Consider the following 26,363-nt stretch of genomic DNA (forward strand, 5'->3'; position numbering starts at 1 on the left):
GGTTCCCGGGTACGGGTCGGCCGGATAGTCCGCGTCGGCGAAAAGGATCAGAACTCCACCACGCTGCGCAGCACGTCGCCGTGGTGCATTCGCTCGAAAGCCTGTTCCACGCCGTCGACGCCGATCCGCTCCGTGACGAACTTGTCCAGCGGCAGCCTGCCCTGCAGGTACAGGTCGACCAGCATCGGGAAGTCCCGCGACGGCAGGCAGTCGCCGTACCACGACGACTTCAGCGAACCGCCGCGCGAGAAGAAGTCGATCAGCGGCAGGTCGTTGAGCTTCATGTCCGGCGTGGGCACGCCGACCAGCACGACGGTGCCGGCGAGGTCGCGGCCGTAGAACGCTTGCCGCCAGGTCTCCGGGCGGCCGACCGCGTCGATCACGACGTCCGGGCCGAACGAGTTCGTCGCGTCCTGCATCGCGGCGACCACGTCCTCCTCGCTCAGGCCGCGGCTGTTGACCGTGTGCGTGGCCCCGAAGTCCTTGGCCCACTGGAGTTTTCGGTCGTCGGTGTCGATGGCGACGATCGTGGTCGCCCCGGCCAGCTGCGCACCCGCGATGGCCGCGTCGCCGACGCCGCCGCAGCCGATCACCGCGACCGAATCGCCGCGCCCGACCGAGCCGGTGTTGATCGCCGCGCCCAGTCCGGCCATCACGCCGCAGCCCAGCAGCCCGGAGACGGCGGGTTCGGCCCGCTCGTCGACCTTGGTGCACTGTCCACTGTGGACGAGCGTCTTCCCGAGGAACGCGCCGACGCCCAGCGCGGGGGACAGCTTCGTGCCGTCGGTGAGGGTCATCGGCTGCTCGGCGTTGAAAGTCGAGAAGCAGTACCAGGGCTTGCCGCGTTTGCAGGCCCGGCACGTGCCGCAGACCGCGCGCCAGTTGAGGATCACGTAGTCGCCGGGCGCGAGATCGGTGACGCCCGCGCCGACCTTGTCGACCCGCCCCGCGGCCTCGTGCCCGAGCAGGAACGGGAACTCGTCGTTGATCCCGCCCTCGCGATAGTGCAGGTCGGTGTGGCACACCCCGCACGCCTGCACCGAGACGACCGCCTCGCCCGGTCCGGGATCCGGCACCACCACTGTCTCGAGCGTGACCGGCTCACCCTTGGCCCGCGACACCACTCCCTGGACCTCGTACGGCATGCGCACAACCTTTCACCCGCGACGGCGTTCTCGAGCGCAGCTAATCACGGATCATGCACATGTGGCCATAGCCCGGTCTTGTGAGTGTTTAGGCCGGTTAGAACCGGCTTTGCCGCGCACGAGCCACCTACTCGCCGGTCGCGCCGTCGGCAAGCTCGCGGACCACGTCGAGCTGCCCCACATGCCGCGCGTACTCCTGCAGCACGTGGAAGAGGATCCAGCTCAACGCCGGGGGCTGCTCCTGAGCCGAGAATCGCCCGCTGCCACGCGCGACGTCCTCGAGCTGCGCACCGGACACGATCGCCCGGGAATCCGCGCACGCGTCCAGGAAGAGCGCCCGGATTTCGTCCGCCGATTCCTGCGCGCCGACCGACCACTTCCCGGTCTCGGGATCGTTCTCGCCCCAGACCGGATCGATGTGCTCGCCCAGGAATCCCCAGCGCAGCCACCGGCGCTCCACGAACGCGAGGTGCTTGAGCAGTTCGAGCGGGGTCCAGCCCGACGGCAGCCTGCTGGTGCGTAACTCCTCGTCGGACAGGCCGTCCAGCTTGCGCAGCAGCGTGTCGCGGTAGTAGTCGAGGTAAGCGAGCAGCAGCTCGCGGGGGTCCGACAGACTGTCCGGAGGCTCGGTCACGGACGGCACCCTAACCCCGCGGTGGCTAGGCGAACCAGCCAATAATCACGGCGTGATGAGGTAAACCACCCCGCCCGGACCGCCGGCCACCGCGCCGCTTTCGGTGTGCCGCTTCGTGCGCTGCCAGATCTTCTCGAACTGGTCCCGCTTGTACACCGTGCGCACGCGTCCGTCCGAGCTGGACGCCGGGTCGTTCGCGATCACGTCGCCCGCCTGGGTGAAGCCGACGACGACCATCAGGTGGCCGGCCGTGCCGTAGCCCGCGCCGTCGAGTTCGCTGGCCAGGAACGACTGCGAGGTGATCACCGGGATGCCGCGCGCGATGTAGTCCTCGAGTTCGTTGAGGTCGTGCAGCCGCGTGATGTGGCCGCGCAACCCGAGCGAAGCGGCGTACGCGGTGTTGAACGGCCAGTTGCCGGTGCCGTCGTACGCGTAGTCGTAGGTGCCGCGCGCGGCGTAGACGACCGACCGGTCCTGGTAGTCCGCTGGGATCCAGTCCATCTGCTGCTCGGTCGGCTTGCGGCCCCAGTACTCGGCGACCATCTCGGTCGAGGTCGGGCTGCACCAGGCTTCCCCGCCGCCGCCGTACTGCGGGAACTGTCCTTTGTGGATGTTCTGGGCGAACGGCGGCACCTTCAGCTCGATCCCGCGCGCCCGGCCGGGCTTGGTGGTCTGTACGTCGAACCGGTCCGGAACGTTCGAGGTCATCGCGCCGAGCGAGGACAGCGTCGGCGTGGTCGGCGAACCCTGCTCGCGGTAGAGCGTCACGCGCAGCTGGTACGAGCGCAGCGTGACGCCTGCCTTCGTGGCGAGCGTGTCGACGTCGACCGAGGCGTTGTCGTCGCTCTGCCCGTCGACGCTGGTGCGGTGGATGTCCGCGTCCCCGCTGGCCCAGCGGCCCATCGTGTACCAAGTGGTCTCGGCCCCGGCGGAAGTCCGGCCGCGGGCCTGCACCTCGAGCCACGTCTTGGCCGGGGTGCGCGCGTTCCACGACGCGATCAGCTGCGTCGCGTCGAAGCCCTGGCGGTACTTCGGCGAGGTCCAGGTGCCGTAGTCGTAGGTGCGCGTGGTGCCGAGCCCCGGTTCGGTGTGCGCGACGCTGCCAGCCGGATGCGTGATCCGCAGGCCGCCGTAGCCGAAGCCGAGCCCGTCGAGCCTGCCCGCGAAGAACGAGCCGGACGACCATTCGTGGTAGTCGATGGCCTCGTCGTTACGCGCGTGCCGCGGTTCCGCGGCGGCCTGAGCCGCACCAGCCGTGAGCATGACGATGGACAGTAACGTGACCAACCCGCGAACCCGCATTCCGGCTCCGTCCCCAGACCCCAGTGGTAGCCAAAGATTTTCGCCTTCCGGAGCGGGTAAGTAAAGAGCCGCCGCTACAACACTGCTTGCGTCTGGGTGATTTTCGCGGCGAGCTTGCCGTCGTCGTCGCGGATTTCGGTCTCGACGACCACGACGCGGCGTCCCGCGTGCAGTGGTCTGGACGACGCGGTGGCGTACCCCGAACGGACGCCGCGCAGGAAGTTCGTCTTGGACTCCAGCGTCGTCGTGCCCTGCGCGCCCTCGGGAAGATTGAGGAACGCGCAGACCGCGCCGGTCGAATCGGCCAGCGCCATCAGCGCCCCGCCGTGCAGCACGCCGCCGAGCGTGCACAGCGATTCGTCCCACGCGAGCCGGCTGCGGACCAGGTCCGGGCCGTGCTCCAGCACCTCGATGCCGAGCCGCTCGCTGAACGGCATCGTTTGGTGGAACAGCTGGGTGCCTTCGACGTCGGTCATGCCGAGCAGTCAACCGCAGCCGGGCGCGTGGCGTCGATTACCTCGAAGGTAATCAGCTGAGCGGGTTAGTCAGCAGCAGTTCGGTGTTGCGGTCGCCCGCCTCGCCGACGTGGCTGAGGTTCGCGTGGATGTCGTTGTAGGAGAACTCGCGGTACATCGAGGCGAGCGCGTCGGGGGTGCGGGCGGAGTAGTCCACGGCGTACGGGGCGTCGGCCTCGATGAGCGTGGTGAACACCGACAGCGTGCCGTCGTGGTTGTCGGCCAGTTCGATGATCCGCGCGTGCTGCGGGAAGTCGATGTGGCTGGCGGTGTTGATCTCCCAGAAGCTCTGCGCCGGGGTTTTGCCGACGTGCGGGGTGATCTTGTTGAGGTGGGTGTGCCCGTTGACCCACGCCACGACGTTCGGGAAGCGCTGCAACATCGCGACGAACGTGTCGCCGCCCAGCCGCGGGTCGAGCAAGTGGCGCGCGTCGGGCAGGAGGTTGCCCATGGTGCCGCTGGTGTGGTGGCTGAAGAGGACGAACAGCTCGTCGGTGACGGAGTGGGTGACCTTGCGGCCGAAGAAGTCGTAGTACGTCGAGCTGTTGCGCTTCAGCGTCGCCTCGACCCAGTTGAACTGCGCCAGCCCGATCGAACCGTCGGCGAACCCGCCCTGCGTGGTGGTGTCGAGGCTGATCCCGGTGACGCCGGGCGCGATCCGGAAGGTGTAGTAGACGTTGCGCCCGTCGGAGTTGGCGTCGGTAAAGCCGTGCCCGACCGGCCCGGGCCCGGTGTTCTTCGTGGCCAGATGCGCCTTGACGAACTCCGAAGTGCTGAACGGACGCCGCCGCGCATCCGGCGTGACCTCGCGAATGGTGCCCCCGCCGAACAACTCGCCGAGCGGCACACTCTTGCCTTGTTGGATGGCGGTGCCAAGCTTGCGCGCGCTGCTCTCGTCCTTGCCGATGACCTTGTATTTGCCGGTGTACCAGCCCTCGATGCCCGGGATGCCCTCCGGCAACGTGCCGACGACGCTGTCGTCGTGATTGCCGAATGTGCAGTACCAAGGCAGGTTCAACCCAGGCGCGGTGAACGGCGCGATCCCGGCTTCGAGCAGCCCGGGGATCTGCGGAAAGCCCTTCTTGGTGTAGTCGTCGGCGAGCCGCGTGCCCGGATTCCAGAACTCCGGATTGCCCGACGCCTGGACCCCCTCGTAGCGGTTCGGATCGCCGGAGTTGGGCGTGATCGCGCCGCCGTTGAGCGTGGTGAGGAACCAGTCGAGCTCAAGCAGCTCGTGGTTGTCGGTGTTGTCGCCGGTAGTCATGACGAAGTCGAACTGCCGCCCGGTGAACGGCCCCGCGCGGAGGCTGTTGACCCGCTTGACGAGCGCACTGGTCGCCACGGTCCCGAGCGTTTCCTGCGGCCGATGCGCGGACCCGATGAACGGGTGCAGATACTCGAACCGAGCAGGCGATTCGGTGTCGGTGATATGCAGGTCAGTGAACTGCACGAACGCCCCGAGCGCAGTCCGCCGATCGTCGCGCCCGGCCTTGCCCGCTACGAGATCCGCCCGGACCGCAACCGGCCACCCAGGCCCGGCAGACAACCGCGAGTACCCGGTGGACGCCCCGGAAGCAGCCTGGTCAAGCGTGGTCCCCACAGTCCGCACGGCCCGCTGCGTGGTCCGCCTCAACGCCCGATCCAGCGCGTTGGCCGTGGGAGTGCACAGCAACAACCCCACCCCAGCCGCCCCCGCGGTGGTGAACGCCCGCCTGGTCAGTTCCGCCATGTTTTTCACTCCCCGTCTCGCCGCCCCTCGACGCTCCCGGACGCCCATGACGGGCCGGTGAACTAAGCTGAAGCAGAACGCGAAGGTCTCTCACATTTGCCGTGACAATGCGGGAGACTCTGTCACATCCGAGAGGCATGCCACTACCGCCGAACGGAGGGCGAGATGACGGCTGCCGCCAGTACGTGAGGGCCACCCTGAAGGAATCTGATTCCGTGAGGGTTCCCCTCACGACCCGCTCGCCCGCCCCCGCACCCGCCGCCCACCCGGGATGCGCCCCAATGCGGCATTGGGTGCGTCCCACGCACCGAACGCCACATTGGGTGCGTCAGATGCACCCAATGCCACATTGGGGCGCTAGCCCCAGCTAGAAACCGCCACCGATGCACCCAACGAGCGTTGCACCCACACCACCCCCGCACCCCGATACGAAGCCAAAATGCGGTCTGAGGGTGCTTGTCAAGGCATCTTTACCGCCTTGACAAGCACCCTCAGACCGTCATCACAATCAAGCTTCGGGGTGCCCCACGCAACCACAAGCGATGTCGCCGCCAGGCGACGAGCCGAAGTACCCCCTCAGCAGTAAAACGCGCAAGTAGCCCCCACCGCAGACAACGACACAAAGAACCAAACCAAAAAGATCACCGCAGGAATAGCCGCCAAGATCCCGCACACCAGCCCGGCGATCCCCATCCCCTGTCCGGTCCACCCAGGCTTCCCGCCCTGCACCATCCCGGCCCACGACAACCCGATCGCCGTAATCGCCGCGACCACGTCGAAGAACGGAACCCAGAAGAAGATCAACGCGACAATCCCGACCACCATCCCGGCGATCGCGAGCCCGCTGGTCTTCAACGGCGTGACCCCGGGATACGGAGCCGCGTACGGCGTCCCGTACATCGGCGCCCCGTAGGGCACCGGCGCCTGACCGTATCCAGGCGTGGCCGGATACCCCGGCGCGGGCACCGGTCCGGAGGGATGCCCCTGCGCCGGGTCCTGGCCGGGGTAAGGCTGCTGCTGATACGGGTCCGTCATGGGTGCACTCCTGCTGCGACTGTCGCGACGGTGAGTCGTCGGCGGCTAACGGCGAAACGTTACGCGCGGTCGCGGGTCGATGTGACGGTTTTCAGCCTTTCAACCCGGATTCGGTGACCCCGCGTACCAGATATCGCTGGAGGAACGCGAAGAGCAGGACAATCGGCACAATCGACAGCACCGCGGCCAGGAACAGCAGGTTCAGCTGCGGGTTCTGCGCGGTCAGCAGCCCGGACAGGGCGACCTGCACCGTCCACGAGTCCGGCGACTGCGCGATGATCAGCGGCCACAGGAACGCGTTCCAGCTGCCGATCACGGTGATGACCGCGATCGCGGCGAAGAAGCCCCGCGAGTTCGGCACCACGATCTTGCGGAAGACGCCCCAGCGGGACAGGCCGTCGACGCGGCCGGCGTCTTCCAGTTCCTTCGGGAAGTCCAGGAAGTACTGCCGGAACAGGAAAACGCTGAACGCGCTGAACAGGCCAGGGATGACCAGGCCGCGGAAATCCGAGAGCCAGCCGAGCGTCGACACCACCACGAAACTCGGCACGAACGTCACCGACGTCGGGATCATCAGCGTCGCCAGCACCGCGTAGAAAACCGGCTTCGAGTACCGGTACGGCACTCGCGCCAGGCCGTAGCCGGCGAGCGAGCACACCACCAGCAGGCCCACGGTTTGCAGCACCGCGACGACGACCGAGTTCACGATGCTGCGCGCGAACGGCACGTCCTGCTGGTCGAACAGCTTCGTGAAGTTCTCCCAGTGGATCTCCTTCGGCCACAGCGTCCAGCCCGGCGCGGTGAGCTCCGCGCGCGAGGCGAGACCGTTGCGCAGCAACAGGTAGAACGGCAGCAGGAAGAGGACCGCGGACACTGTGAGTGCTGTCCAGCGAAGCACCGCGCGGATCATGTCGCGCTCCGATCGAACCGGAAGAGCTTGCCCTGGAGGAGGGTGACCACGGCGATCAGCAGCGCCAGGATGATCGCGCCCGCGCTGCCGCGACCCAGATCCTGGCCCCCGGAGCCGAGCGAGGTGTAGTAGAGGTACACCAGCGGCGGCCGCGCGAACGGCGGATAACCCCGGGAATCGCCCATGATGTTGTAGAACTCGTCGAACGCCTGGTAGGCGTTGATCAGATTCAGCAGCAGCACGGCCACCGACGTCGCGCGCAGCTGCGGCAGCGTGATGTGCCGGAAAACCTGCCATCCCGGCTTCGCGCCGTCGAGCCACGCCGCCTCGTACAGATGCTGCGGAATCCGCTGCAGCGCGGCGAGGAAAAGGATCATGTAGAAGCCGAGCTGCAGCCAAAGCCGGGCGGTCACCAGCACCACCCAGTACAGCGGCGGGTGCACGGTGCCGGTCCACGCCACCGGGTCGATGCCGAAGACGCCGAGCACGGTGTTCGCGAGACCGTAGCGGACGCCGGAGAACAGCGACGTCTTCCAGATCAGCGACGCCACCACGTACGAACACGCGAACGGCAGGAAGAACACCGAACGGAAGAACGCCTTCGCGAACCGCAGCTGGTTCACGCCGACCGCCAAGGCCAGCGACAGCACGAACGTCAGCGGGACGATGAACAGGGCGAACACGCTGAACGTGCCGAGGCTCGCGACGAACGGGCCGTCGGAGAGCATGTGCGCGTAGTTGTCCAGTCCGACGAAGACGCTGGGGGTGACCGTGTTGCGCGCGTCGAAGAACGACAGGTACAGGCTCCACCCGATCGGCACGTAGGCGAAGATCGCCAGGCCGAGCAGGAACGGACCCACGAACCCCCAGAACGCCAGCGTGTCCCGGGTTTTCCGGGACAGCTTCATCCGAACAGGCGTTTCAGCTCGGCCTGCGCGACGGTGACCGCGGCCTTCGTCTGCGCCACCGGGTCCGCGCCCTCCTTGGCGATCTTCGCGACCGCGTCCGACAACGCGGTGTTCGACGTCTGCGTCCACACCGGACCGCCGATGAGGTGGCTGTTCTCCTTGACGAACTTCACCACGTCCGCGGCCGGACCGCTTTGCAGCGTCTGCGCTTTGTCGATGAGGCTCTGCCGGGCGGGCACGTGGAAGCCGTAGCGGGTGGCGAACTCCAGCTGGCTGTCGGTCTGGTCGATCCACAGCCACTTCACGAACGCCTTGGCCTCGTTGACGTGCGCGCTCTTCGCGTTGACCATCGCGCCGTACGCGCCGACCGGGACCGACGGCTTGCCGCTGTCGTCCAGCTTCGGGAACGGCAGCACGCCGAAGTCGTCGTTGAGCGAGTCGCGGATCTTCGGGACGTTCCACAGCCCGGTCCACTGCATCGCGCAGAGCCCGTCGATGAACGCGCCGGGATCCGACCAGTCGGCGGGCGCGCCGAGCAGCAGGGAACCGTTGGCGTTCAACGTGTGCAGCTTGCTGAACGCGGCGGCCGCGCGCGGATCGTCGAAGCCGACCTCGCGGTTGTTGTTCTTCAGGTAGTCCAGCCCAGCCGACCACATGAGCGGCCCGGTGAGCGTGCCGACCCCGCCGTCATTGCCCGCGAAGAACCCCTTCACGCCGTCCTTCGACAGCTTGCTCGCGGCGTCGATCAGCTCGTCCACGGTCTGCGGCGGCTGCACGCCGGCGGCCTGCAGCATGCTCTTGCGGTAGAAGAGGACCTGCGTGTCGGTGGCCTGCGGAATGCCGTAGACCTTGCCTTCCACGGTCTGCGCGGCGAGCACGGCGGGGCTGAAGTCGTTCTTGACCGGTCCGATGATGTCGTCGAGCGCCACCACCTGGTTCTGCCGGACCCAGTCGATCTTCACCTGCGCCTCGAAGACGTCCGGCACCGGGCTGTTCTGCAGCGCGGTGACGATCTTCGAGTCGTAGTCGCCGGGGTTCCACACCACGTTGACCTTCGCGCCCGGATAGCTGGCCGCGTAGTTCTTGACGGCTTGCTGCACGCCGTCCTCGCCGTAGGCGTGGTACCACTGCTGCAGCGTGACCTTCGGGGCCTGCGACGGGGTCGAGGCTCCCGCCGACATCGCCGTGGACGGCGGCGGATCCCCCGGACGCCCGGTGTTCGACCCGCACGCGGCCGCGACCGCGCCCACCGCCGCCGTTCCCGCCAACGACAGGAACGACCTCCTGCTCCGCTGCTGCATCCCCAGTTCTCCTCCGACGTGCTGGGAAGGGCTCCTTGCCTGCAACAGATTCCCTTACGAAGCCCTTCCCAGGCCGACAACTCGCCGGAGATTTACCGCTCAGAGGTGTGAGATGTCGAGCTTTCCCTCGGAGTAGGACGCGCGCAGCCGCTTCTTGTCGAACTTGCCGACGCTCGTCTTGGGCACCTCCTCCACGAACGTCCAGTTCTCCGGCAGCTGCCACTTCGCGACCTTGTCCGACAGGTACTCGCGCAGTTCCTCGGCGGTGGCCTGCTGGCCCTCCTTGACCACGACGGCGACCAGCGGGCGTTCGTCCCACTTCTCGTCCGGGATGCCGACGACCGCCGCCTCGGCGACCGCCGGATGGCCCATCACCGCGTTCTCCAGGTCGACCGACGAGATCCACTCGCCGCCGGACTTGATCACGTCCTTGGCGCGGTCGGTGAGCGTGAGGAAGCCGTCCGGGCTGATCTTGCCGACGTCACCGGTGCGCAGCCAGCCGTCGTGGAACTTCTCCGGGTCGATGTCGGATCCGCCGTGGTAGGCGCCGGCGATCCACGGACCGGACACCTCCAGTTCGCCGACCGCCTCGTTGTCCCACGGCAGTTCCTCGCCGTCGTCGCCGATCAGCCGGGCCGCCACGGACGCCGGGAAGCGGCCCTGGGTGTAGCGGTAGGCCCAGCGCTCCTCGCCGGTGGCGCTGGCCGGCGGACGCGCGACGCTGCCGAGCGGCGACGTCTCGGTCATGCCCCACGCGTGCAGGATCGGCACGTCGTAGCGCTCCTCGAAGGCGTGCATCAGCGACGGCGGCGCGGCCGACCCGCCGACGACCACCTCGCGCACGTGGCTGATGTCCTGCGGGTTCGCGTCCAGGTGCGCGAGCAGGCCCTGCCAGATCGTCGGCACCGCGGCGGCGAAGGTCGGCTTCTCCGCGGCCAGCAGCGCGGCGATCGGGGCGGGCTGCAGGAACCGGTCCGGCATCAGCAGCGAGGCGCCGACCATCATCGCCGCGTACGGCAGGCCCCACGACATGGCGTGGAACATCGGCACGATCGCGAGCGCCAGGTCTTCCTGGGCGAGCCGCATGCTGTCGGTCATGCAGACCTGCATCGAGTGCAGCCAGATCGACCGGTGCGAGTAGACGACGCCCTTCGGGTCGCCCGTGGTGCCGGAGGTGTAGCACATCGCGGCGGCGGCCCGCTCGTCGATCTCCGGCCAGTCGAACTCGTCGGACTGCCCGGCCAGCAGCTCGTCGTAGGAGTGCACGGTGACGCCCTCGGGCGCGGTCAGCGCGGACGCGTCGCCGTTGGCCACGATCACGTGCTTGACCGTCTTCATCCCCGGCAGGTTGCTCGCCAGCAGCGGCACGAGCGTGCCGTCGACGATGATGGCGTGGTCTTCCGCGTGGTTCGCCACGAAGACCAGCTGCTCCGGGAACAGCCGGATGTTCAGCGTGTGCAGCACCGCGCCCATGGCGGGCACTGCCAGGTAGGCCGCGAGGTGCTCGGCGTTGTTCCACATGAACGTGCCGACCCGCTGGTCGCCGGTGACGCCGAGACCGCGCAGCGCGTTCGCGAGCCGGGCGGCGTGCTTGCCGAGCTCCGCATAGGTCTCCCGGCGGGCTTCTGAACCGGTCCAGGTGACGACTTCGCTCTTCGCGTGCACCTTCGTGCCGTGGCGCAGCAGCTTCGCGAGCGACAGCTGTCCGTCCTGCATCGTGCTCAACATGGGTGACTCCCGTGGTGCTCGTTCGCCGGTGAACTGGGGTGCGCCCGACTCTAATGCGGATCCGCCGGATCGGGCACGAACAAGTTCGGTCACGGCTTGTCGGCCCTCTCCCGCCATCGGGTGGCGCCCCCGCGCTTCCATGATCCACTTCTGTCGCGATTCCCGTTGCGGGACAAGAAAATGCGTTGTGTTAACTGCGGTGAAATACACTCTCGTTCGGGTGAGGTAATGGGGGTGGAAATGAGCCCATCGAGGCCGTTTTCACAGGTCGCGAGGGGTCCCCTCGCGCAGGTCCGCCGCGCCCGTCGACGGGTGATAAGTGCGTGTCGGTTGCGCGTACTGCGGGCACGTGGCGTTTACTGGGGCCGTGGTAAGTGATGGCTGGCCAGCGCTTGCAGCTGCAAGCATCGGCTGAGACCGTCGGCCGCGAAAGCGGAGACCTGAGAGGAAAGGACATTACGTTGGCTCTGCCCACGTTGACTCCGGAGCAGCGCGCCGAGGCCCTCGCCAAGGCGGCAGAGGCTCGTAAGGCGCGTTCGGAGCTGCTCGCTTCGATCAAGTCCGGCAAGGAGAGCATCGAGTCGGTGCTCAAGCGGGCCAAGGAGAACAAGACCGTCGGCAAGACGAAGGTCACGCAGCTTCTCAAGGCGGTGCCCGGCCTGGGCGCGGTCAAGGTCGCCGCGCTGCTCGAGCAGGCGGGGATCGACCCCGACCGCCGGGCCGCTGGCCTGGGCGAACGGCAGCGCGAAGCGCTGATCGACGCGCTCAAGTAACGCTGATCCGGCGGCCGCGGGGAAGGTGGCGCGAGGTGTTGCACCGGCGACACTTTCCCCGCGGCGCTCCCGGATCCTGAGACGCTGGTGAAGTGACGACCAGTACCGCGCCGGCGACCCCGGCCGAGACCACCGTCCGCTACCAGCGTGGCGACTTCTTGTTCGCGACCGCCCGGCGCGCCCTGCTCGCCCGCGGTGCGCTCGGGACAGTCACCGACGCCGACCCACGCCGCCTCGCCCGCTCGGCTGCCGCTGAGCTGGACAGTTCCGGCGTGCCGCTCGCCGTCGGCGTGCTGCCGTTCGACACCGGACCCGGCGCTGCCTCGCCGGGGCACCTCGTGCTGCCCCGGACGGTGCACCGCGCCCAAGGCGAGGCCTCGGCCGCGCCGCCCGCCGCCGACCTGCCCGCCCCGGCGGCCACCCGGCGGCTTCCCTCCGCCGACGGCCACCGCGAGAACGTGCGGGCCGCCGTCGCCGCGCTGCGCGACCGTGACCTGCGCAAAGCTGTGCTGGCCCGTGCGCTCGAGCTGGAGTTCGACGCGCCGATCCCGGTCGAGGCGATCGTGCGCAACCTCGCGCGCGGCAACCCGCGCCACTTCACTTACGCCGCCGAACTGCCCGGCGGCCGCACGCTCGTCGGGGCCACCCCTGAGCTGCTGCTTTCCCGGACGGGCGACTCCGTGTTCACGACCCCGCACGCCGGGTCGATGCCGCGTTCGGCTGACCCGGAGACCGACCGGGCCAACGGCGAAGCCCTCCTAGCGTCCGCGAAGGACCGGGAAGAGCACGACCTGGTGATCGACTACGTCGTCGAGTCGCTGCGGCCGTTCTGTCGCAAACTCGACGTCCCGGCCGGCCCTGAGCTGGTCTCCACGCCCGCCATCTGGCACCTGCGGACGTCCATCACCGGCGAGCTGGCGGACCGCTCGGTGACCGCTCTCGACCTCGCTGCCGCGATGCACCCGACCCCGGCCGTCTGCGGCACCCCGACCGTCGCCGCGCGCGACCTGGTGCAGGAACTGGAGCCGTTCGACCGCGGGTACTACGCGGGCGCGGTCGGCTGGGTCGACGCGGCGGGAGACGGCGAGTGGGCCGTCGCGATCCGCTGCGCCGAGGTGGCCGAGAAGTCGATGCGGCTCTTCGCGGGCGGCGGCATCGTGCCCGCGTCGGACCCGGACACCGAGTACCAGGAGACGATCGCGAAGTTCCGCACGCTGCTCGGCGCGATGGGGCTGGACGACAGCGCGTCCTGAGGCTTACGGCAGCCAGTGCTCCTCGGTGACGCTCAGGCTGTCCGAGGTCAGCGCCGCGACCGCCGCCCGGTGCCCGTCCGCCGCCTTGAGGTCGGCTAGCCGGGTGCGCGCCGGGTCCAGCGCCTCGTCACCGGAGGCCATCAGCTCGGCGGGAGCGTCGTAGCGGGAGAACGTGATGCTCTGCAGCGGGATCTTCAGCCCCTTGCCGGTGGCCTTCATCACCGCTTCCTTGCGCGTCCAGTAGATGAAGAAGGCTGCCGAACGCTCCTCGTCCGACAGGCCCGCGACCGCTTCCCGCTCGGCCGGGCTCAGCGCGTACTCCACGAGCGACGCGTCCGCCTTGCGGCTGGCGGTTTCGACGTCGAGGCCTACCGGCACGCCGTCGGCGACCGCGAGGCCGATCAGATTGCCCGAATGCGAGATCGACAGCACGAGGTCCGAACCCGGCACGCGCGGACGGCCGTGCGGTTTGCCGCAGTCGTCGCAGGTCGCGTCGAAGCGCACGGACTCCGCCCCGCCGCCGAGCCGTTCCGCGACGAGGGTCTTCGCGAGCACCCGGCCGGTCAGAAAGCGGCGCTGGTCGATTTCGAGCCGGTACGCGTCGTAGCGGCCTCTCTCCAGGTCGTCCAGCAGCTTCAGGTAGCGGTCCTCCGCGGGCAGCGGTTCGGACCAGCGCACCACGATTTCGGTCACCGGCATACCCTCCCTCGTCCGCCTCCGATCTTGCCCGGGCGCGCCGAGGTTTGTCATGCCCCTATCCCGAACGCGGCGAAGGCCCCCTCGGAGTCCGAGAGGGCCTTCGCGGCGGAGATGACGAGTGCTAAGACTTGTTCTTGTCGCGCATCGCGATCGGGACCCCGGCTAGGTCCTCCTCGTTGCACAGCAATTTCACGTCGTAGTAGGGCGAACCCTGTCGCTCGTCGTAGTCTAGGTGGATCGCGAGGACGTCGAGCGGTTCTCCCAGCCACTCCTGCGCTTGGCGCAGCCAGACTGCGCAGCGCTCGAGCGCGCTGGGCAGGTCGTCGTCACGAAACTCGACTGGTCGATACGGCACGTCCTGGACCTGATCGCGCGGGTTTGAAGGCGCGGGCAGGCCAGGAGAGAGACCCGAGTCGTCCAGTTCGAGTTGGATCGTTTGCTCAGTCACCCTTCGAGCGTCCCCCACGTTCGCCGTCTGAGCAAGGCGTACGGCGCTAAAAGCCCTCTTGGACAGGCAAGTCCCACACCTGGGCGACCACTTCGAGGCATTGCCGGAGGTCGTGCGCACGCACCGCGACCGGATGTCCGAGGGCCCGCAATGCCAGCTCCGCGTAGTGCGTGGCCAGGTCTTCGAGCTTGAGCGGGCCCTTCGGGGAATACCACCGGGCCACGCCGCTGCACATTTCCAGCAATGCGAGCCGCGTCACGGCCGGTTGTGCGGTGTGGAACACGTTCGCCGCGGCGCCGTCTTCGATCGCCTTCGCCCAGAACTGCTCGTATTCGTCCCGCAGCGCGACGACCTGGGCACGCGCCGGAGCCGAAAGCGCGTCGACTTCGTTGTCCACCACCCGGGTTTCGCCCGGCTGGGCGGCGTGCGCGAGGACATGCAGCGCGACCAGCGTGCGCATCCGGGCCACCGGATCGTCGCTGCCCGCGGTGGCCTTCGCGACCGCGTCGATCAGGCGGTGCAGCGAGGTCGTCATGATCTCGACAAGAAGATCTTCCTTGGTGCCCATGTAGTGGTAGAGCGTCGCCGAAGAAAGTTCGGCTTCCTGGGCCAGATCCCGAATGCCTGTGCCGTGGAAACCCTTGGTGGCGAACAGTTTCACGGCGGCCGCCCGGACGCGTTCGGCGCTGCTCATCGCCACTCCCCGGTGCTGCGGTCCCAGGAACCGGCGCGCAGGTCGGCGACCTTCCGCAGTTCGCCCTTCGCGACGCGTTCGGACGGCGTGCGCGGCAGGTCGTCCGCGAAGGCCCAGAAGCGCGGCACCTTGAAGTACGCCAGTTGCTGCGCGCAGAACTCCGCCAGCTCCTCGGGTGACGGCCGGTTCTCGCCGCACACCACGTACGCCTTCACTTCCTCGCCGCGCAGCTCGTCCGGTACCGCGAGGACGGCCGCGAGTTGCACCTTCGGATGTTGCAGCAGCGCGCGCTCGACCTCGTCGGCGGAGATGTTCTCGCCGCTGCGCCGGATCATGTCCTTGGTGCGGCCGAGGTAGTAGACGCGGCCTTCGTCGTCCATCCGGGCGAGGTCGCCGGTGTGGAACCAGCCGCCGGCGAAGGCGCGCGCGGTCGCTTCGGGATCCTCGTGGTAGCCGTGCATCAGCCCGATGCCGCGGATCAGCAGCTCGCCGGTTTCCCCACGAGGCAATGGTTTCCCGTCCTCGCCGGCGATCATCGCTTCGCGGTCGCGGGTCGGCCGTCCGATGCAGCCGGTGCCCACCGCGGCGTCGTGGTCGGATTCGGAAACCCGGATGTCCCCGCCGGTCTCGGTCATCCCGAACGCCTCGTACCACGGCACGCCCCAGCGTTCTTCCAGCTGAGCGTGCAGGTCCGGCGGGATCGCCGACGCGCTGATGGCGCGGACGCGGTGGTTCCGGTCGTCCGGATGCGGCGGCTGGCGCAGCAGCAGCGTCGGCATCAGGCCGAGGCAGTAGAACCAGGTGACCTCGTACTCGCGGACCTTCGCCCAGAAGGTGGAGGGGTGGAAGCGGTCCAGTACGACGAGCGTCGCTCCGGCGGCCAGCGCGAGCGCGACGTTCCACTGTGGATCAATGTAGTGGAACGGTTGTGCGGTAAGCAGAATGTCGTCTTCGCCGACGGCGGGGAAGTCGGTGGCGAGTCCGATCGCGAGCGTGGTCCAGTACCGGTGCGGCAGCACGCAGCCCTTCGGCGCGCCGGTGGTGCCGGAGGTGTACTGGATGTTGACCGGCTGTTCGGCCGCCACCACCAATTCAGGTTCGCAGCGTGTTTCCGACTTGAGCGCGTCCGGCGTGAGGACGCGTTCCACGGCTGTTTCCGGCGCGATTTTCTCCAGCAGTTCCACGAACTCTTCGGCGGCTACCGCCAAGCGCGCGCCGGAGTGGCGCAGGACGTGCGCGCCGTCGAATTCGCGGTAGTTGATGTTCACCGGAACCAGAACGGCGCCGAGTTTGGCGAGTGCGAGCCACATGAGCGGGAATTCCGGCTCGTTGCGGAGCATCACCGCGACGCGATCGCCTGCCCGGACGCCTTGTTCCTGGAGCGCTTTAGCCAGGCGTCCGCTGCGGTCGTCGACCTCGGCGAAGGTGAACCTGGTGCCGGTGCTGTCGAAGATCCACGCGGTGCGGTCCGGCCAGAGCTGCGCGGCGCGCGTGACCAGCGCGACCAGCGTGTCGACGTTCTGCAGCGGCGTCACGCCCGGCTCCGGAACGCTTCGGTCGACTCGCGGACGGCGGCCGAGTGCTCGGTGATTAGGGCATGGGTGACCTCGAGTTCCAGCGCTGAGTCGAAGGCGTGGTCGATCCCGGCGTCGAGTGCTCGCTTCGCCATCGTGGCGGCCTCCGGCGGGTGATGCGCGATCTTCTCCGCCCAGCCGAGCGCGAGGGGCATCAGCTCGTCCGCTGGCACGGCGGCGTTGACGAGGCCGAGGTCGTGCGCGCGACGGCCGTCGAACCGGTCGCCGAGCAGCAGCAGTTCCTTCGCCTTGACCGGCCCGACCAGCAGCGGGAGCAGCCTCGACGCGGCACCGGTGACGCTCAGCCCCAGCGACACCTCGGGGAACGCGAACACCGCGTCCTCGGCGGCCAGGATCAGGTCGCAGCCCAGCGCGAACTCCGCGCCCGCGCCGATCGCGTACCCGTGCACGGCGGCGATCACCGGCTGCCGCAGCGCGCGCAACCGGCGCGTGACGTCCTGGAGCCGCTCCAGCCTGGCGCGGGAGTCACCCTCCGGGGTGGGTTCCTTCAGGTCGTGCCCGGCGCAGAAGGCGCGGCCGTTGCCGGTGAGGAGGACGACGCGGGCTTCGCTGTGCGCGACCTCCTCCAGTGCGGTGAGGAAGTCGTCCACCAGCACGGGCGCGACGGCGTTGAGCCGCTCGGGCCGGTTCAGCCGGATCTGCGCGATGCCGCCCTCGAGGGCCAGGTCAACGGTGCTCATGGAGGGGAGCCTAGACGTTCGATCGATCGATCGATAGTGTCCAGGGCATGCAGGTTGACGCGGTGTACGAGAACGCCAGGCTGGTCACCGGCGACACCGCGCTGGCGGTGCTGCACGGCCGGATCGTGGCGCTGGGCGACGACGCGCGCGAACTGTCCGCCCGCCGCCGGGTAGACCTCGGCGGGGGTTTCGTCGCGCCTGGGTTCCACGACGCGCACAACCACATGGCCTGGTTCGGCATGGGCCTGGACGACGTGCCGCTCAGCGACTGCCGCAGCGTCGACGAGGTGTACGACGCGGTGGCCCGGCGCGCGGCCGAGCTGCCCGCCGGGAGCTGGGTCGTCGGCAGCGGCTACGACCAGAACAAACTCGCCGGAGGTGAGCACCCCGACCGGCACGGCCTCGACCGCGCCGCACCCGGCATGCTCGTGCGGCTCAAGCACACGTCCGGCCACATGACGCTGGTCAACTCCGCGGTGCTGGACCAGCTGGACCTCGCGAACGTCCCCGTCGGCGGCGACGTCGTCCAGTCGGCCGACGGCTCGCCGACCGGTTTGCTGCGCGAGCAGGCGCAGTTGCTGCTGCGCCCGCTGACGTACCCGACGCCGCTCGAATCGGTGGTCCGAGGCCTCGACCGGGCGAGCCGGCAGTACCTGTCCGAGGGCATCACGAGCGTCCAGGAAGCCGGCATCGGCGGCGGCCTGGTCGGCGAGACGCCAGCGGAGCTGGCCGCGTACCAGCTCGCGCGCGAACGCGGCGTCCTGCGAGTCCGCAGCACGGTGATGGTCGCCGCGAGCGTCCTGCACGACCTCCCCGACGGCGCCGGCTTCGGCCTGGACCTAGGCCTGCGCACCGGCCTCGGCGACGAGTGGCTGCGGATCGGCCCGATGAAACTCTTCGCCGACGGTTCGCTGGTCGGCCGCACCTGCGCGATGCACGAACCGTTCGACGGCGAACCGGACAACCGCGGCTACTTCCAGGTGCCCGAGGACGAGCTGACGGCCACCATCCGCCAGGCTCACGACGCCGGCTGGCAAATCGCGACCCACGCCATCGGCGACCGAGCCATCACGGTCGTCCTGGACGCCTACGAAGCCGCCCTGGCCGCCAACCCGCGCCCGGACCACCGGCACCGCGTCGAACACTGCGCCGTACTCCCGCCCGCGGAACTGACCCGCCTGGCCGCGCTGGGCCTGATCGCGTCACCACAAGGCCGCTTCGTGAACGAACTGGGCGACGGCATGCGCGCAGCCCTCGGCGAAGCGCGGGTGCCGTGGTGCTACCGCCTCCGCAGCGTCCTCGACGCCGGATGCGTCCTGCCAGCCAGCTCAGACCGCCCCGTCGTCGACGGCGCCCCCCTGCTCGGCCTCGCCGACATGGTCCACCGCCGCACGTCCACCGGCGAACCGTTCGCGGTAGAGGAAGCGCTGACCCCGGCGGAGGCCCTGCGCGCTTACACCTACGGCTCGGCCTACGCGACCTTCGCGGAGAGCTACCTGGGCACCCTGGAGCCGGGCAAGCTCGCGGACTTCGTGGTGCTGTCCGCGGACCCACTGTCCACTGTGGAGGACGCCCGCGTGCTCGGCACCGCGGTGGGCGGAGAACTCCGGTACGAGGCCTCGTGATGGGGAGGCCCGTCGTGCGGTCGGCTGGTGGGCTGGTTTTCCTGCCAGTTGGGGTGGGTGGTCGCCACCGCTCGGTGACGGCTTGGTCGGGTGCTCCGCGCCGCTCGGTGGTTGGCTTGAACGCTCGCCAACGATTGTCGGTTGGCTTGCGTGTTCGCCAACGTCCGTGGATCGGCTTGCGCGCTCCTCGCCGTCCGGCGGTCAGCGAGTGTGCTCGCCACTGCTCGACGGCTCCCTGGCCGACTCATGCGCCTATTCACTTGTCGATTCACCGATCAACCGTCACCAACTCCTTCCCTCTCGTACCGCTCCACACCGGCTCCGCCGCGCCGGATTTCCATTGCCCTGCTCTGATACCTGCACCGTAGCCGCCACCACCGACAAAAAAGGGGTGCCCGATGCCCGTTCGCGACGCCGTCTTCGAGGATGTCGAGGAGATCTGCAGCCTCATCGAGGAACACGCGGTCTACGAGGACAAGCACGACCTCAAACTCGACCGCGCCGAGATGAGCAGCCACCTGTTCGGTCCGGAGCCGAAGGCGTGGGTGCTGATGTGCACGCCGCCGGGACGTCCGGACGTCGTTGCCGGGTTCGCCTTCTGCAGCTGGAATTTCTCCACGTGGGAGGGACGCCCCGGTATTTGGCTCGATGACCTGTTCATCCGCCCGGAGCACCGCAGGCACGGGCTGGGCAGGGAACTGCTCGACGCACTGCGCGCCCGCACGACGGGGCGCGTCGAGTGGGACATGCAGGCTGGCAACGCCAAGGCGGAGGCGTTCTACGCGCAACTCGGCGCGGAACCGGTGCCGGGCTGGATCCGCTACCGCTGGCGGCCGTGATCTGACAGTCGGGGCGTCGCGTCGATAAGCACGCGACAGCTGTCACCGGGCGGCTGCGGAGAACAGCGCGATCGCGAACGGCAGGGACACCGGCGGCGGATGGCCGGGTGCCTCCGCCGCGGAACGCGCACGCCGACCTGCCAGCTGGGAAGAATGAAGAGCGGCATCCGGACAGCCGCCTAGGACCTGACCGAGCACCAGGGAGCCGACCAACGCTCCCACCGACCGCAGTCCCGCGACAACAACCCCCGGCCCACCCCCACCGCCCCTGACCGGGCGACCCCGGCAGGCTTGGCCCCGTATCGTATGCGGCATGGGAGATGGTTCCGTCCGGAGGTCGTCGTCGGTCGAGGACTACGTGCGCGTGATCTACGGGCTGGTCGAACGGGGCGAGGCGGTCACCAACGCGTCGCTGGCCGGGCGGCTTGAGGTGAGTCCGTCGTCGGCGTCGGGGATGGTCACCAAGCTTTCCCAGCTCGGCCTGGTCGCGCATGTGCCCTACCGCGGCATCGAGCTGACCTCCGAGGGGCGGCAGCTCGCCCGGTCGGTGCTGCGCAGGCACCGGCTGATCGAGACGTACCTGGTCTCCGAACTCGGCTACACCTGGGACGAGGTCCACGCCGAGGCCGACGCGCTGGAGCACGCCGTCTCCGATCGGCTTGTCGACCGGATCGCGGCCAAGCTCGGCAACCCCGTTCGGGATCCGCACGGGGATCCGATCCCGGCTCCGGACGGCAGCGTCGAGGAGCTTCCGATGCGCATCCTGGACGACCTGCCGCCCGGTGCGGTTGGCGAGATCGTCCGCGTGTGGGACACCGATCCGGACCTGCTTCGCTACCTCACCGAGCACGCGATCGGGCTCGGCGAGCGCATCGAGGTCGTCGAGCGGCAGCCGTTCGGCGGGCCGATGGTGGTGAAGGTCGGCCAGCCGCCGGACGCCGCTACGCACGCTATCGGCAAGGAGATCGCGCAGGCGTTGTCGGTCACCCTGCGCTGAGGGGCGTACGCGCGAGTGTCGCTGCTGGGCGGATGTGTCCGGCAGCTGACCCGCCGACGATGGGTCGCATGACCACTACCAAGCCGTTCCGTTTCGGCATCGTCGCCGGGTTCGCCCCGGATCTGGAGTCCTGGACCGCGCAGGCCCGCCGGATCGAGGAGCTCGGGCTCGACACGATGTTCGCGACCGACCCGGTCGGCGGGCTCGACCCGTTGACGCTCGTTCCGGCCGCCGCCGCGGTCACGAGCACGCTCACCGTCGGCACCTTCGTGCTGGCCGATCCCTTCCGCGACGCCCGGAACCTCGCGTGGCAAGCCGATTCACTGCATCAGGCGACTGGCGGCCGCTTCCTGCTGGGGCTGGGCGTCGGGCATCCCGGGGCAGGCAAGCACGCCGCGACGCTGGGCCGCGAGTTTCTTTCGCCGGGTGAACGCGTCGCCCGGTTGGCGGACACCATCGAGGTGCTTTCGGAGCGCCCCGAGCGGCCGCGGCTATTGCTCGCGGGGTCCGGGCCCAAAATGCTCGCGCTCGCCGCGCGCACCGCCGACGTCGTGACGTTTTCCTGGGGGCCGCGCACGACCGAGGACCAGGCTGACTCCATTGTGGACACTTTTCGCTCGTTCGCGGGAAGCCGGGACGTCGAACTGGCGGTGAACCTCACCGCGATCGGGGACAAGTCTTCCCCGCAGCTCGCCCGCTACACCGGGGTCGACGTGCCGCAGCTGGTCGAGGAGAAAGCGGTCACCGTGGTGCCGGAAAACCCTGACGCCGCCGGGGAAATGCTTCTCCGCTGGCGCGAGCGGTGGGGGATTTCCTGTGTCACGGTCAATTCCGGCTACGCCGAACCGTTCGCCGCGATTGCCCGGGCACTCTCCGCACAAGGGTGAAAGCCCTTCCGATCATGCGGTGTCCGGCCTACGCTCCGAGGTTTCCCAGCGACGTGGTTCGGAGCGTGTGCGATGACCGGTCAGCGAACACCGACGATCGACCGGGGGAGTATTGCGGGACGGGATCTCGGGCAATTGCTCGAAACCGGCCCGTTCGCCGAAGCGCTGCGCGCGGCCATCCGGGCCCGCGGGCTCGGCCTCGAACGCATCAGATATCGGCTGCGGGGAAGGGGAACCACGGTCAGTCTCGCGACATTGAGCCACTGGCAATCCGGCCGCTGCCGTCCGGAACGCCCGGAATCGTTGCGGGCATTGCGAAATCTCGAGCAGATCCTCGGCGTCCCGGACGGGTCGTTGCGCAGGCTGCTCGGCCCGCCGCGTCCGCGCGGCCAGTTCCACCAGCCGGGCCAGCCGCTCTCCTGAGCGCGCCCGGCCGCGGCGGACGGCGCAGTGCGCAGGCGTATCCCGACGCTTACGCACCGTCGTCCGCCGCGTTCGCAAGATCCGCGCATGGATAAACCCGATGCGGTTTTCCCGGAAGGCCGACGGGACGTGGCGGTACGTCGGAAGCGGCGGCGAAGCCAGCCGTCCGCGAGGCGGCTTCTACTATCGGCCCCATGCGTGCGGTCGTGATCGAAGAGTTCGGCGTGCTTCCCGAAGTGCGGGAGGTACCGGATCCGGTGGCCTCGGACGGCGGGGTCGTCATCGCGGTCGAAGCGACCGGGGTGTGCCGCAGCGATTGGCATACCTGGCAGGGGCACGACGAGGCGGTCCGGCTGCCGCACGTCGCCGGGCACGAGCTCGCGGGGCGGATCGTCGAGGTCGGTGCGGGTGTCGTTGGCTGGACGAAAGGCGACCGGGTCACTGTCCCGTTCGTGTGCGCGTGCGGCGTCTGTGCCCAGTGCGCCAAGGGCGACCAGCAGATCTGCGACGACGAGTTCCAGCCCGGTGCGACCCACTGGGGTTCCTTCGCCGAGAAGGTCGCCATCGAGCACGCGCAGACGAACCTGGTCGCGTTGCCGGACTCGATGTCGTCGGCGGAAGCTGCTGCGCTCGGTTGCCGCTTCGGGACGGCTTTCCGCGCAGTGTTGCGCCAGGGCGGCGTACGCGCGGGGCAGTGGGTCTCTGTGTACGGCTGTGGCGGCGTAGGCATCTCCGCGGTCCTCCTGGCGACTGCTGCGGGCGCGAAGGTGGTTGCGGTTGACGTCTCGCCGAAGGCGCGTGCCGCGGCGGAGCGTGCTGGCGCAGTGCTGAGCGTCGACGCCAGCGCGTTCGACGGGCCCGAAGCGCTGGCCGCGTACGTCCGTGAGCGCACTGACGGCGGTACGCACGTGTCGCTGGACTGCCTTGGCTCCCCGGCCACCTGTGCGGCTTCGGTGGGCAGCTTGCGCAAGCGCGGGCGCCACGTGCAGGCCGGGTTGATGCCGCCCAGTCAGGGGGTGCCGCCGATTCCGATGCACCGGGTGGTCGGCAGCGAGCTGGAAATCGTCGGGGTTCATGGGCTGCAGGCGTATGAGTATCCCGAGCTGCTGGGCGTGGTGGAGCGGTCCGGCATCGATCTGGCCGGGTTGATCGGCACGCGGATCGGGCTGGACGGGGTGCCAGCGGCGCTCGCTGCGATGAGTGACCCGGTGCCTGCCCGGGCCGGGGTGACTGTCGTCGAGTTCGGGTGACGAATGGTGACCGGCATACACCCTGGGTGGCGAGTCCGAGTTGTAGCTGATCGAGGCCTGGCGGGACCCTCGGCGGTGTGGAATTCTCCGAAGCTTGGCGGCAAGTGGCGAGGGGAATCCGCCGCAGGAGCGCCCGTCCGGGTGGCTCCTGCGGCCGCCGGCCCCGGGGCGGCGTGATGGAGCTGCTCCCGCGTCCGCGCCGGGAAATCTCCCCGGGCGCGGTGCACGTCCCGGATTGGCTCACCGAGCAAGAACAACGCGACCTCGTCACGGCCTGTCGCGGCTGGCGCGGTTACCGGGCGACCCGGCTTCCCGGCGGCGGAGTGATGTCGGTGCGTACGGTCTGTCTGGGCTGGCAGTGGCGACCGTACCGCTACGAACGGCTGCGCGAGGACGGTTCGCCGGTGGAGCCGTTTCCGGACTGGCTGGTCGACCTCGGCCGACGCGCGCTCGCCGACGCCTACGACCGGCCCGCCGACGACTACCAGCCCGACGTGGCACTCGTGAACTACTACGACGCCACCGCGAAAATGGGCATGCACCAGGACAAAGACGAGCTCTCGACGGACCCGGTGGTCTCGCTGAGCCTCGGCGACACGTGCGTGTTCCGCTTCGGCAACACCGAGCATCGCAACCGGCCGTACACCGATGTCGAGCTGCGTTCGGGCGACCTGTTCGTGTTCGGCGGCCCGGCGCGGCTGGCGTTTCACGGGGTGCCGAAAACCCTCCCCGGCACGGCGGATCCGGATCTTGGCTTGACCGGGAGGCTCAACCTGACGTTGCGGGTGTCGGGGAAGTGAACCGGACCCGCTGCCCGGGCCGGAGCTGGGCGGCGAGGTCCAGATCATCTTCGTCCACGACGGCGGCGACGGGGTAGCCGCCGGTCACCGGGTGGTCGGCCAGGAACAGGATCGGCACTCCGGAAGGCGGCACCTGGAGCGCCCCGGGCACGGCGGCTTCCGGGGCCAGTTCGCCGACGCGGGCGCGGGTCAGCGCGGGGCCGTCCAGCCGGACGCCGACGCGGTCGAGGTCGCTGGTCACGGTGTAGGCGGCAGTGAGCAAAGTGGACAGTGCGGACGGGGTGAACCAGTCCAGCCGCGGGCCGGGTTCCAGGCGCAGCACCGGTTCTTCCGCGAGCTGGCGCAGCGGGGCGAGATCGACACAAGGGTCGCGCTCGATCACCGAACCGATCGGCAGCGTCATTCCCGCCGCGAGGACGGGCGGGCCGAGTTTGCCCAGCGTGTCGGTGGCTCGCGCGCCGAGCACCGGCGGTACGTCCAGGCCGCCGCGCACCGCGAGGTAGCTGCGCAGGCCGAGCGACGCGACGCCGAGTTCGAGTTCTTCGCCAGGGCGCAGGACGATCGGCGCACCGACGGCCGCGGCCCGTCCGCCAGCGCGGATCGGCAGCTGCGCGCCGGTGACCGCGACGACGGTGTGCTCCGAAACCCGCAGCCGCAGGCCGCCGAGGGTGACCTCGAGCGCCGCGTGCGTTTCCGGATTGCCGACGAGCCGGTTCGCCAGTTTCAACGAACCCCGGTCGGCCGCGCCGGACCGGCCGACGCCGACTGCCGCGTATCCCGGGCGGCCGAGGTCTTGCACGGTCGCGAACGGACCGGGCGCGAAGATCTCGATCTTCCCGGTCACCGGATCGCCTCGAACCGCACTCGGGTGCCCGGGACCAGCAGGTTCGGCTGTTCGCGGCCGATGTCCCAGACCTGCGCGTCGCTGTGGCCGAGCAGGTTCCAGCCGCCGGGTGAGGGATGCGGGTAGATCGCGCTGTACTCGCCGGCGATCGCGACCGCACCCGCGGGCACGCGTGTGCGCGGCGTGCTGCGGCGCGGCAGGTGCAACACCGGGTCGAGGCCGGTCAGGTAGGCGAAACCGGGCGCGAAACCGCAGAAAGCCGCGACGTAGGTGGCTGCCGAATGCCGTTGCACGACCTCGGAAACCGACAGTCCGGCGGCCTCGGCGACGTCCGCCAGGTCAGCGCCGTCGTAACGCACCGGCAAGGTGACGGTGTCCGCCGAGCGTCCGGAAACATCCATTGTGGACAGTGAAGCAAGCGAACGAGCGAGCGTGGCCGAATCGGTGCGGGCCCGATCGAACCGGACCAGCAGAGTGCGTGCGGCGGGCACGAGTTCAACGACGCCCTCGGGCTGGGCGGCTTCGCAGGCCGCCTGGAACCCGAGTACGTCGTCGACCTCCACCAGCAACGCGGAGCGGCCGTAGCGCAAAACAGTGCTCACACGAACGACCTCAGCACCACGCCGGATTCGGTGAGCAGCTCGCGAATCCGCCGGGCCAGCTCGACCGCGCCGGGCGTATCTCCGTGTACGCACAGGGAATCCGCCCGTAGCGTGAGCTTGCCGCCGTCAGCGTCGACCACCTCGCCGGTGGTCGCCATGGTGAGCGCACGCGCGGCGACTTCGTCAGCGTCGTGGAGCACCGCGCCCGGCAGCTTGCGCGACACCAGTCGTCCTTCAGGCGTGTACGCGCGGTCGGCGAACGCTTCTGCGTACGCAGGCACGCCCGCCGCTTGAGCCGCGCGCAGCATTTCGGAGTCCGGAGGACACAGCAGTGCCAGATCGGTGTGATAGCGCCGTACGCCTTCGACAAGCGCAGCCGCCTGCTCCGGATCGACAGCTGCGGTGTTGTACAGCGCGCCGTGCGCCTTCACGTAACGCACGCAGCTGTGCGCCGCGCGCGCGAAGGCGTCGAGAGCGCCGATTTGGTACAGAACTTCGTCCGCGAGGTCTTCCGGCGCGATGTCGAGCGCGCGACGGCCGAAGCCGGCCAGGTCGCGGTAGCCGACGTGCGCGCCGATAGTGACGCCGCGTTCGGCCGCGCGTTCGCACACGCGGCGCATCACGCGCGCCTCGCCCGCGTGGAAGCCGCACGCGATGTTCGCGCTGGTCACGATGTCGAGCATGGCTTCGTCGTCGCCCATGGTCCAGGCGCCGAAGCCTTCGCCGAGGTCGCTGTTGAGGTCCATG

The 26,363-nt window shown here is 69.1% G+C and carries 27 protein-coding genes; 9 read left to right on the forward strand and 18 right to left on the reverse strand.

Going from position 1 to position 26,363, the window contains the following annotated elements; all coding sequences use genetic code 11:
- Positions 1-47: 47 nt before the first annotated feature.
- The 10 genes from FKO37_RS07890 to FKO37_RS07935 form a co-directional block, all read right to left on the reverse strand.
- Positions 48-1,145 (reverse strand): S-(hydroxymethyl)mycothiol dehydrogenase, encoded by a 1,098-nt coding sequence (locus FKO37_RS07890; RefSeq protein ID WP_238604106.1) that lies wholly within the window; start codon positions 1,143-1,145, stop codon positions 48-50.
- A gap of 127 nt (positions 1,146-1,272) precedes the next feature.
- Positions 1,273-1,779, reverse strand: coding sequence for a DinB family protein (locus tag FKO37_RS07895; protein ID WP_238604107.1), 507 nt, complete (start codon positions 1,777-1,779; stop codon positions 1,273-1,275).
- A gap of 45 nt (positions 1,780-1,824) precedes the next feature.
- Positions 1,825-3,081 carry a peptidase C39 family protein gene (locus FKO37_RS07900; RefSeq protein WP_199817516.1) on the reverse strand — a complete coding sequence of 419 codons (1,257 nt, stop codon included), beginning with the start codon at positions 3,079-3,081 and terminating at the stop codon, positions 1,825-1,827.
- A 74-nt stretch (positions 3,082-3,155) separates the two neighbouring features.
- Complete coding sequence (locus FKO37_RS07905) at positions 3,156-3,557, reverse strand: PaaI family thioesterase (protein WP_037810973.1); 402 nt, start codon at positions 3,555-3,557, stop codon at positions 3,156-3,158.
- 52 nt (positions 3,558-3,609) lie between these two features.
- A complete protein-coding gene (locus tag FKO37_RS07910) occupies positions 3,610-5,325 on the reverse strand; it encodes a TIGR03767 family metallophosphoesterase (protein ID WP_238604108.1) in 1,716 nt (571 codons plus the stop codon).
- Positions 5,326-5,901: 576 nt separating this feature from the next.
- Positions 5,902-6,360: a DUF4190 domain-containing protein gene (locus FKO37_RS07915; RefSeq protein WP_134729392.1), complete on the reverse strand. Its 459-nt coding sequence runs from the start codon at positions 6,358-6,360 to the stop codon at positions 5,902-5,904.
- Positions 6,361-6,451: 91 nt separating this feature from the next.
- The gene (locus FKO37_RS07920; protein WP_238604109.1) at positions 6,452-7,270 is read right to left on the reverse strand and encodes a carbohydrate ABC transporter permease; all 819 of its coding nucleotides are present in this window, start codon (positions 7,268-7,270) and stop codon (positions 6,452-6,454) included.
- Positions 7,267-8,178 (reverse strand): carbohydrate ABC transporter permease, encoded by a 912-nt coding sequence (locus tag FKO37_RS07925; RefSeq protein WP_037810979.1) that lies wholly within the window; start codon positions 8,176-8,178, stop codon positions 7,267-7,269. Before FKO37_RS07925 ends, FKO37_RS07920 begins: the two co-directional genes overlap by 4 nt.
- Positions 8,175-9,479: an ABC transporter substrate-binding protein gene (locus FKO37_RS07930; RefSeq protein WP_238604110.1), complete on the reverse strand. Its 1,305-nt coding sequence runs from the start codon at positions 9,477-9,479 to the stop codon at positions 8,175-8,177. Before FKO37_RS07930 ends, FKO37_RS07925 begins: the two co-directional genes overlap by 4 nt.
- A 99-nt stretch (positions 9,480-9,578) precedes the next feature.
- Positions 9,579-11,207, reverse strand: coding sequence for a long-chain fatty acid--CoA ligase (locus tag FKO37_RS07935; RefSeq protein WP_238604111.1), 1,629 nt, complete (start codon positions 11,205-11,207; stop codon positions 9,579-9,581).
- Positions 11,208-11,668: 461 nt separating this feature from the next.
- Here FKO37_RS07935 and mihF point away from each other — a divergent pair, with 461 nt between their 5' ends.
- Together mihF and FKO37_RS07945 are read left to right on the forward strand one after the other, a co-directional pair.
- Positions 11,669-11,980 (forward strand): integration host factor, actinobacterial type, encoded by a 312-nt coding sequence (gene mihF, locus FKO37_RS07940; protein WP_020664542.1) that lies wholly within the window; start codon positions 11,669-11,671, stop codon positions 11,978-11,980.
- A 92-nt stretch (positions 11,981-12,072) separates the two neighbouring features.
- Positions 12,073-13,233, forward strand: coding sequence for an isochorismate synthase MenF (locus tag FKO37_RS07945; RefSeq protein WP_037810985.1), 1,161 nt, complete (start codon positions 12,073-12,075; stop codon positions 13,231-13,233).
- A gap of 3 nt (positions 13,234-13,236) precedes the next feature.
- On the opposite strand, the gene FKO37_RS07950 is transcribed toward FKO37_RS07945, so the two are convergent.
- From FKO37_RS07950 to FKO37_RS07970, 5 genes are all read right to left on the reverse strand, one after another.
- Positions 13,237-13,926 (reverse strand): 4'-phosphopantetheinyl transferase superfamily protein, encoded by a 690-nt coding sequence (locus tag FKO37_RS07950; protein WP_037811207.1) that lies wholly within the window; start codon positions 13,924-13,926, stop codon positions 13,237-13,239.
- A gap of 127 nt (positions 13,927-14,053) precedes the next feature.
- Positions 14,054-14,380 (reverse strand): hypothetical protein, encoded by a 327-nt coding sequence (locus tag FKO37_RS07955; RefSeq protein WP_037810987.1) that lies wholly within the window; start codon positions 14,378-14,380, stop codon positions 14,054-14,056.
- 46 nt (positions 14,381-14,426) lie between these two features.
- Entirely contained in the window at positions 14,427-15,074 is a 648-nt protein-coding gene (locus FKO37_RS07960) for a TetR/AcrR family transcriptional regulator (protein ID WP_037810989.1), read from the reverse strand.
- Positions 15,071-16,609: an ATP-dependent acyl-CoA ligase gene (locus FKO37_RS07965; RefSeq protein WP_037810991.1), complete on the reverse strand. Its 1,539-nt coding sequence runs from the start codon at positions 16,607-16,609 to the stop codon at positions 15,071-15,073. The genes FKO37_RS07960 and FKO37_RS07965 overlap by 4 nt, the downstream gene beginning before the upstream one ends.
- Positions 16,606-17,349: an enoyl-CoA hydratase/isomerase family protein gene (locus FKO37_RS07970; protein WP_037810993.1), complete on the reverse strand. Its 744-nt coding sequence runs from the start codon at positions 17,347-17,349 to the stop codon at positions 16,606-16,608. The genes FKO37_RS07965 and FKO37_RS07970 overlap by 4 nt, the downstream gene beginning before the upstream one ends.
- A gap of 47 nt (positions 17,350-17,396) precedes the next feature.
- On the opposite strand from FKO37_RS07970, the gene FKO37_RS07975 reads away from it, so the two are divergent.
- The 7 genes from FKO37_RS07975 to FKO37_RS08005 all read left to right on the forward strand — a co-directional run bounded on the left by FKO37_RS07975 (position 17,397) and on the right by FKO37_RS08005 (position 24,170).
- Positions 17,397-18,974, forward strand: a complete 1,578-nt coding sequence (locus FKO37_RS07975) for an amidohydrolase (protein ID WP_238604112.1) — start codon at positions 17,397-17,399, stop codon at positions 18,972-18,974.
- A 398-nt stretch (positions 18,975-19,372) separates the two neighbouring features.
- On the forward strand, positions 19,373-19,813 hold the full coding sequence (locus tag FKO37_RS07980) for a GNAT family N-acetyltransferase (RefSeq protein ID WP_043830620.1): 441 nt from the start codon (positions 19,373-19,375) through the stop codon (positions 19,811-19,813).
- Between the two features lie 313 nt (positions 19,814-20,126).
- Positions 20,127-20,810, forward strand: a complete 684-nt coding sequence (locus FKO37_RS07985) for a metal-dependent transcriptional regulator (protein WP_009083739.1) — start codon at positions 20,127-20,129, stop codon at positions 20,808-20,810.
- A gap of 68 nt (positions 20,811-20,878) precedes the next feature.
- Positions 20,879-21,697 carry an LLM class flavin-dependent oxidoreductase gene (locus tag FKO37_RS07990; RefSeq protein WP_037810999.1) on the forward strand — a complete coding sequence of 273 codons (819 nt, stop codon included), beginning with the start codon at positions 20,879-20,881 and terminating at the stop codon, positions 21,695-21,697.
- Between the two features lie 72 nt (positions 21,698-21,769).
- A complete protein-coding gene (locus tag FKO37_RS07995) occupies positions 21,770-22,120 on the forward strand; it encodes a hypothetical protein (RefSeq protein WP_037811001.1) in 351 nt (116 codons plus the stop codon).
- 194 nt (positions 22,121-22,314) lie between these two features.
- Positions 22,315-23,370: an alcohol dehydrogenase catalytic domain-containing protein gene (locus FKO37_RS08000; protein ID WP_238604113.1), complete on the forward strand. Its 1,056-nt coding sequence runs from the start codon at positions 22,315-22,317 to the stop codon at positions 23,368-23,370.
- Positions 23,371-23,546: 176 nt separating this feature from the next.
- The gene (locus tag FKO37_RS08005) at positions 23,547-24,170 is read left to right on the forward strand and encodes an alpha-ketoglutarate-dependent dioxygenase AlkB (protein ID WP_240014168.1); all 624 of its coding nucleotides are present in this window, start codon (positions 23,547-23,549) and stop codon (positions 24,168-24,170) included.
- Here the strand turns inward: FKO37_RS08005 and FKO37_RS08010 are convergent.
- Genes FKO37_RS08010 through FKO37_RS08020 form a run of 3 tightly spaced genes read right to left on the reverse strand, consistent with a single transcriptional unit; the run spans position 24,139 to position 26,362 of the window.
- Positions 24,139-25,014, reverse strand: a complete 876-nt coding sequence (locus FKO37_RS08010) for a biotin-dependent carboxyltransferase family protein (protein WP_238604115.1) — start codon at positions 25,012-25,014, stop codon at positions 24,139-24,141. The genes FKO37_RS08005 and FKO37_RS08010 overlap by 32 nt on opposite strands.
- On the reverse strand, positions 25,011-25,616 hold the full coding sequence (locus FKO37_RS08015; RefSeq protein WP_238604116.1) for an allophanate hydrolase subunit 1: 606 nt from the start codon (positions 25,614-25,616) through the stop codon (positions 25,011-25,013). Before FKO37_RS08015 ends, FKO37_RS08010 begins: the two co-directional genes overlap by 4 nt.
- Positions 25,613-26,362 carry a LamB/YcsF family protein gene (locus FKO37_RS08020; RefSeq protein ID WP_037811012.1) on the reverse strand — a complete coding sequence of 250 codons (750 nt, stop codon included), beginning with the start codon at positions 26,360-26,362 and terminating at the stop codon, positions 25,613-25,615. Before FKO37_RS08020 ends, FKO37_RS08015 begins: the two co-directional genes overlap by 4 nt.
- Between the last annotated feature and the right edge of the window lies 1 nt (position 26,363).

It is taken from the genome of Amycolatopsis sp. Poz14, from assembly GCF_006704225.1.
In the GTDB taxonomy this organism is placed as follows: domain Bacteria; phylum Actinomycetota; class Actinomycetes; order Mycobacteriales; family Pseudonocardiaceae; genus Amycolatopsis; species Amycolatopsis nivea.

Bases quoted from the DNA above. Each gene is read 5' to 3' on its own strand.
- FKO37_RS07890 (WP_238604106.1), bottom strand. From the start codon at position 1,145: ATGCCGTACGAGGTCCAGGGAGTGGTGTCGCGGGCCAAGGGTGAGCCG.
- FKO37_RS07900 (WP_199817516.1), bottom strand. From the start codon at position 3,081: ATGCGGGTTCGCGGGTTGGTCACGTTACTGTCCATCGTCATGCTCACG.
- FKO37_RS07905 (WP_037810973.1), bottom strand. From the start codon at position 3,557: ATGACCGACGTCGAAGGCACCCAGCTGTTCCACCAAACGATGCCGTTC.
- FKO37_RS07910 (WP_238604108.1), bottom strand. From the start codon at position 5,325: ATGGCGGAACTGACCAGGCGGGCGTTCACCACCGCGGGGGCGGCTGGG.
- FKO37_RS07915 (WP_134729392.1), bottom strand. From the start codon at position 6,360: ATGACGGACCCGTATCAGCAGCAGCCTTACCCCGGCCAGGACCCGGCG.
- FKO37_RS07920 (WP_238604109.1), bottom strand. From the start codon at position 7,270: ATGATCCGCGCGGTGCTTCGCTGGACAGCACTCACAGTGTCCGCGGTC.
- FKO37_RS07925 (WP_037810979.1), bottom strand. From the start codon at position 8,178: ATGAAGCTGTCCCGGAAAACCCGGGACACGCTGGCGTTCTGGGGGTTC.
- FKO37_RS07930 (WP_238604110.1), bottom strand. From the start codon at position 9,479: ATGCAGCAGCGGAGCAGGAGGTCGTTCCTGTCGTTGGCGGGAACGGCG.
- FKO37_RS07935 (WP_238604111.1), bottom strand. From the start codon at position 11,207: ATGTTGAGCACGATGCAGGACGGACAGCTGTCGCTCGCGAAGCTGCTG.
- FKO37_RS07960 (WP_037810989.1), bottom strand. From the start codon at position 15,074: ATGAGCAGCGCCGAACGCGTCCGGGCGGCCGCCGTGAAACTGTTCGCC.
- FKO37_RS07970 (WP_037810993.1), bottom strand. From the start codon at position 17,349: ATGAGCACCGTTGACCTGGCCCTCGAGGGCGGCATCGCGCAGATCCGG.
- FKO37_RS07975 (WP_238604112.1), top strand. From the start codon at position 17,397: ATGCAGGTTGACGCGGTGTACGAGAACGCCAGGCTGGTCACCGGCGAC.
- FKO37_RS07980 (WP_043830620.1), top strand. From the start codon at position 19,373: ATGCCCGTTCGCGACGCCGTCTTCGAGGATGTCGAGGAGATCTGCAGC.
- FKO37_RS07985 (WP_009083739.1), top strand. From the start codon at position 20,127: ATGGGAGATGGTTCCGTCCGGAGGTCGTCGTCGGTCGAGGACTACGTG.
- FKO37_RS07990 (WP_037810999.1), top strand. From the start codon at position 20,879: ATGACCACTACCAAGCCGTTCCGTTTCGGCATCGTCGCCGGGTTCGCC.
- FKO37_RS07995 (WP_037811001.1), top strand. From the start codon at position 21,770: ATGACCGGTCAGCGAACACCGACGATCGACCGGGGGAGTATTGCGGGA.
- FKO37_RS08000 (WP_238604113.1), top strand. From the start codon at position 22,315: ATGCGTGCGGTCGTGATCGAAGAGTTCGGCGTGCTTCCCGAAGTGCGG.
- FKO37_RS08005 (WP_240014168.1), top strand. From the start codon at position 23,547: ATGGAGCTGCTCCCGCGTCCGCGCCGGGAAATCTCCCCGGGCGCGGTG.
- FKO37_RS08020 (WP_037811012.1), bottom strand. From the start codon at position 26,362: ATGGACCTCAACAGCGACCTCGGCGAAGGCTTCGGCGCCTGGACCATG.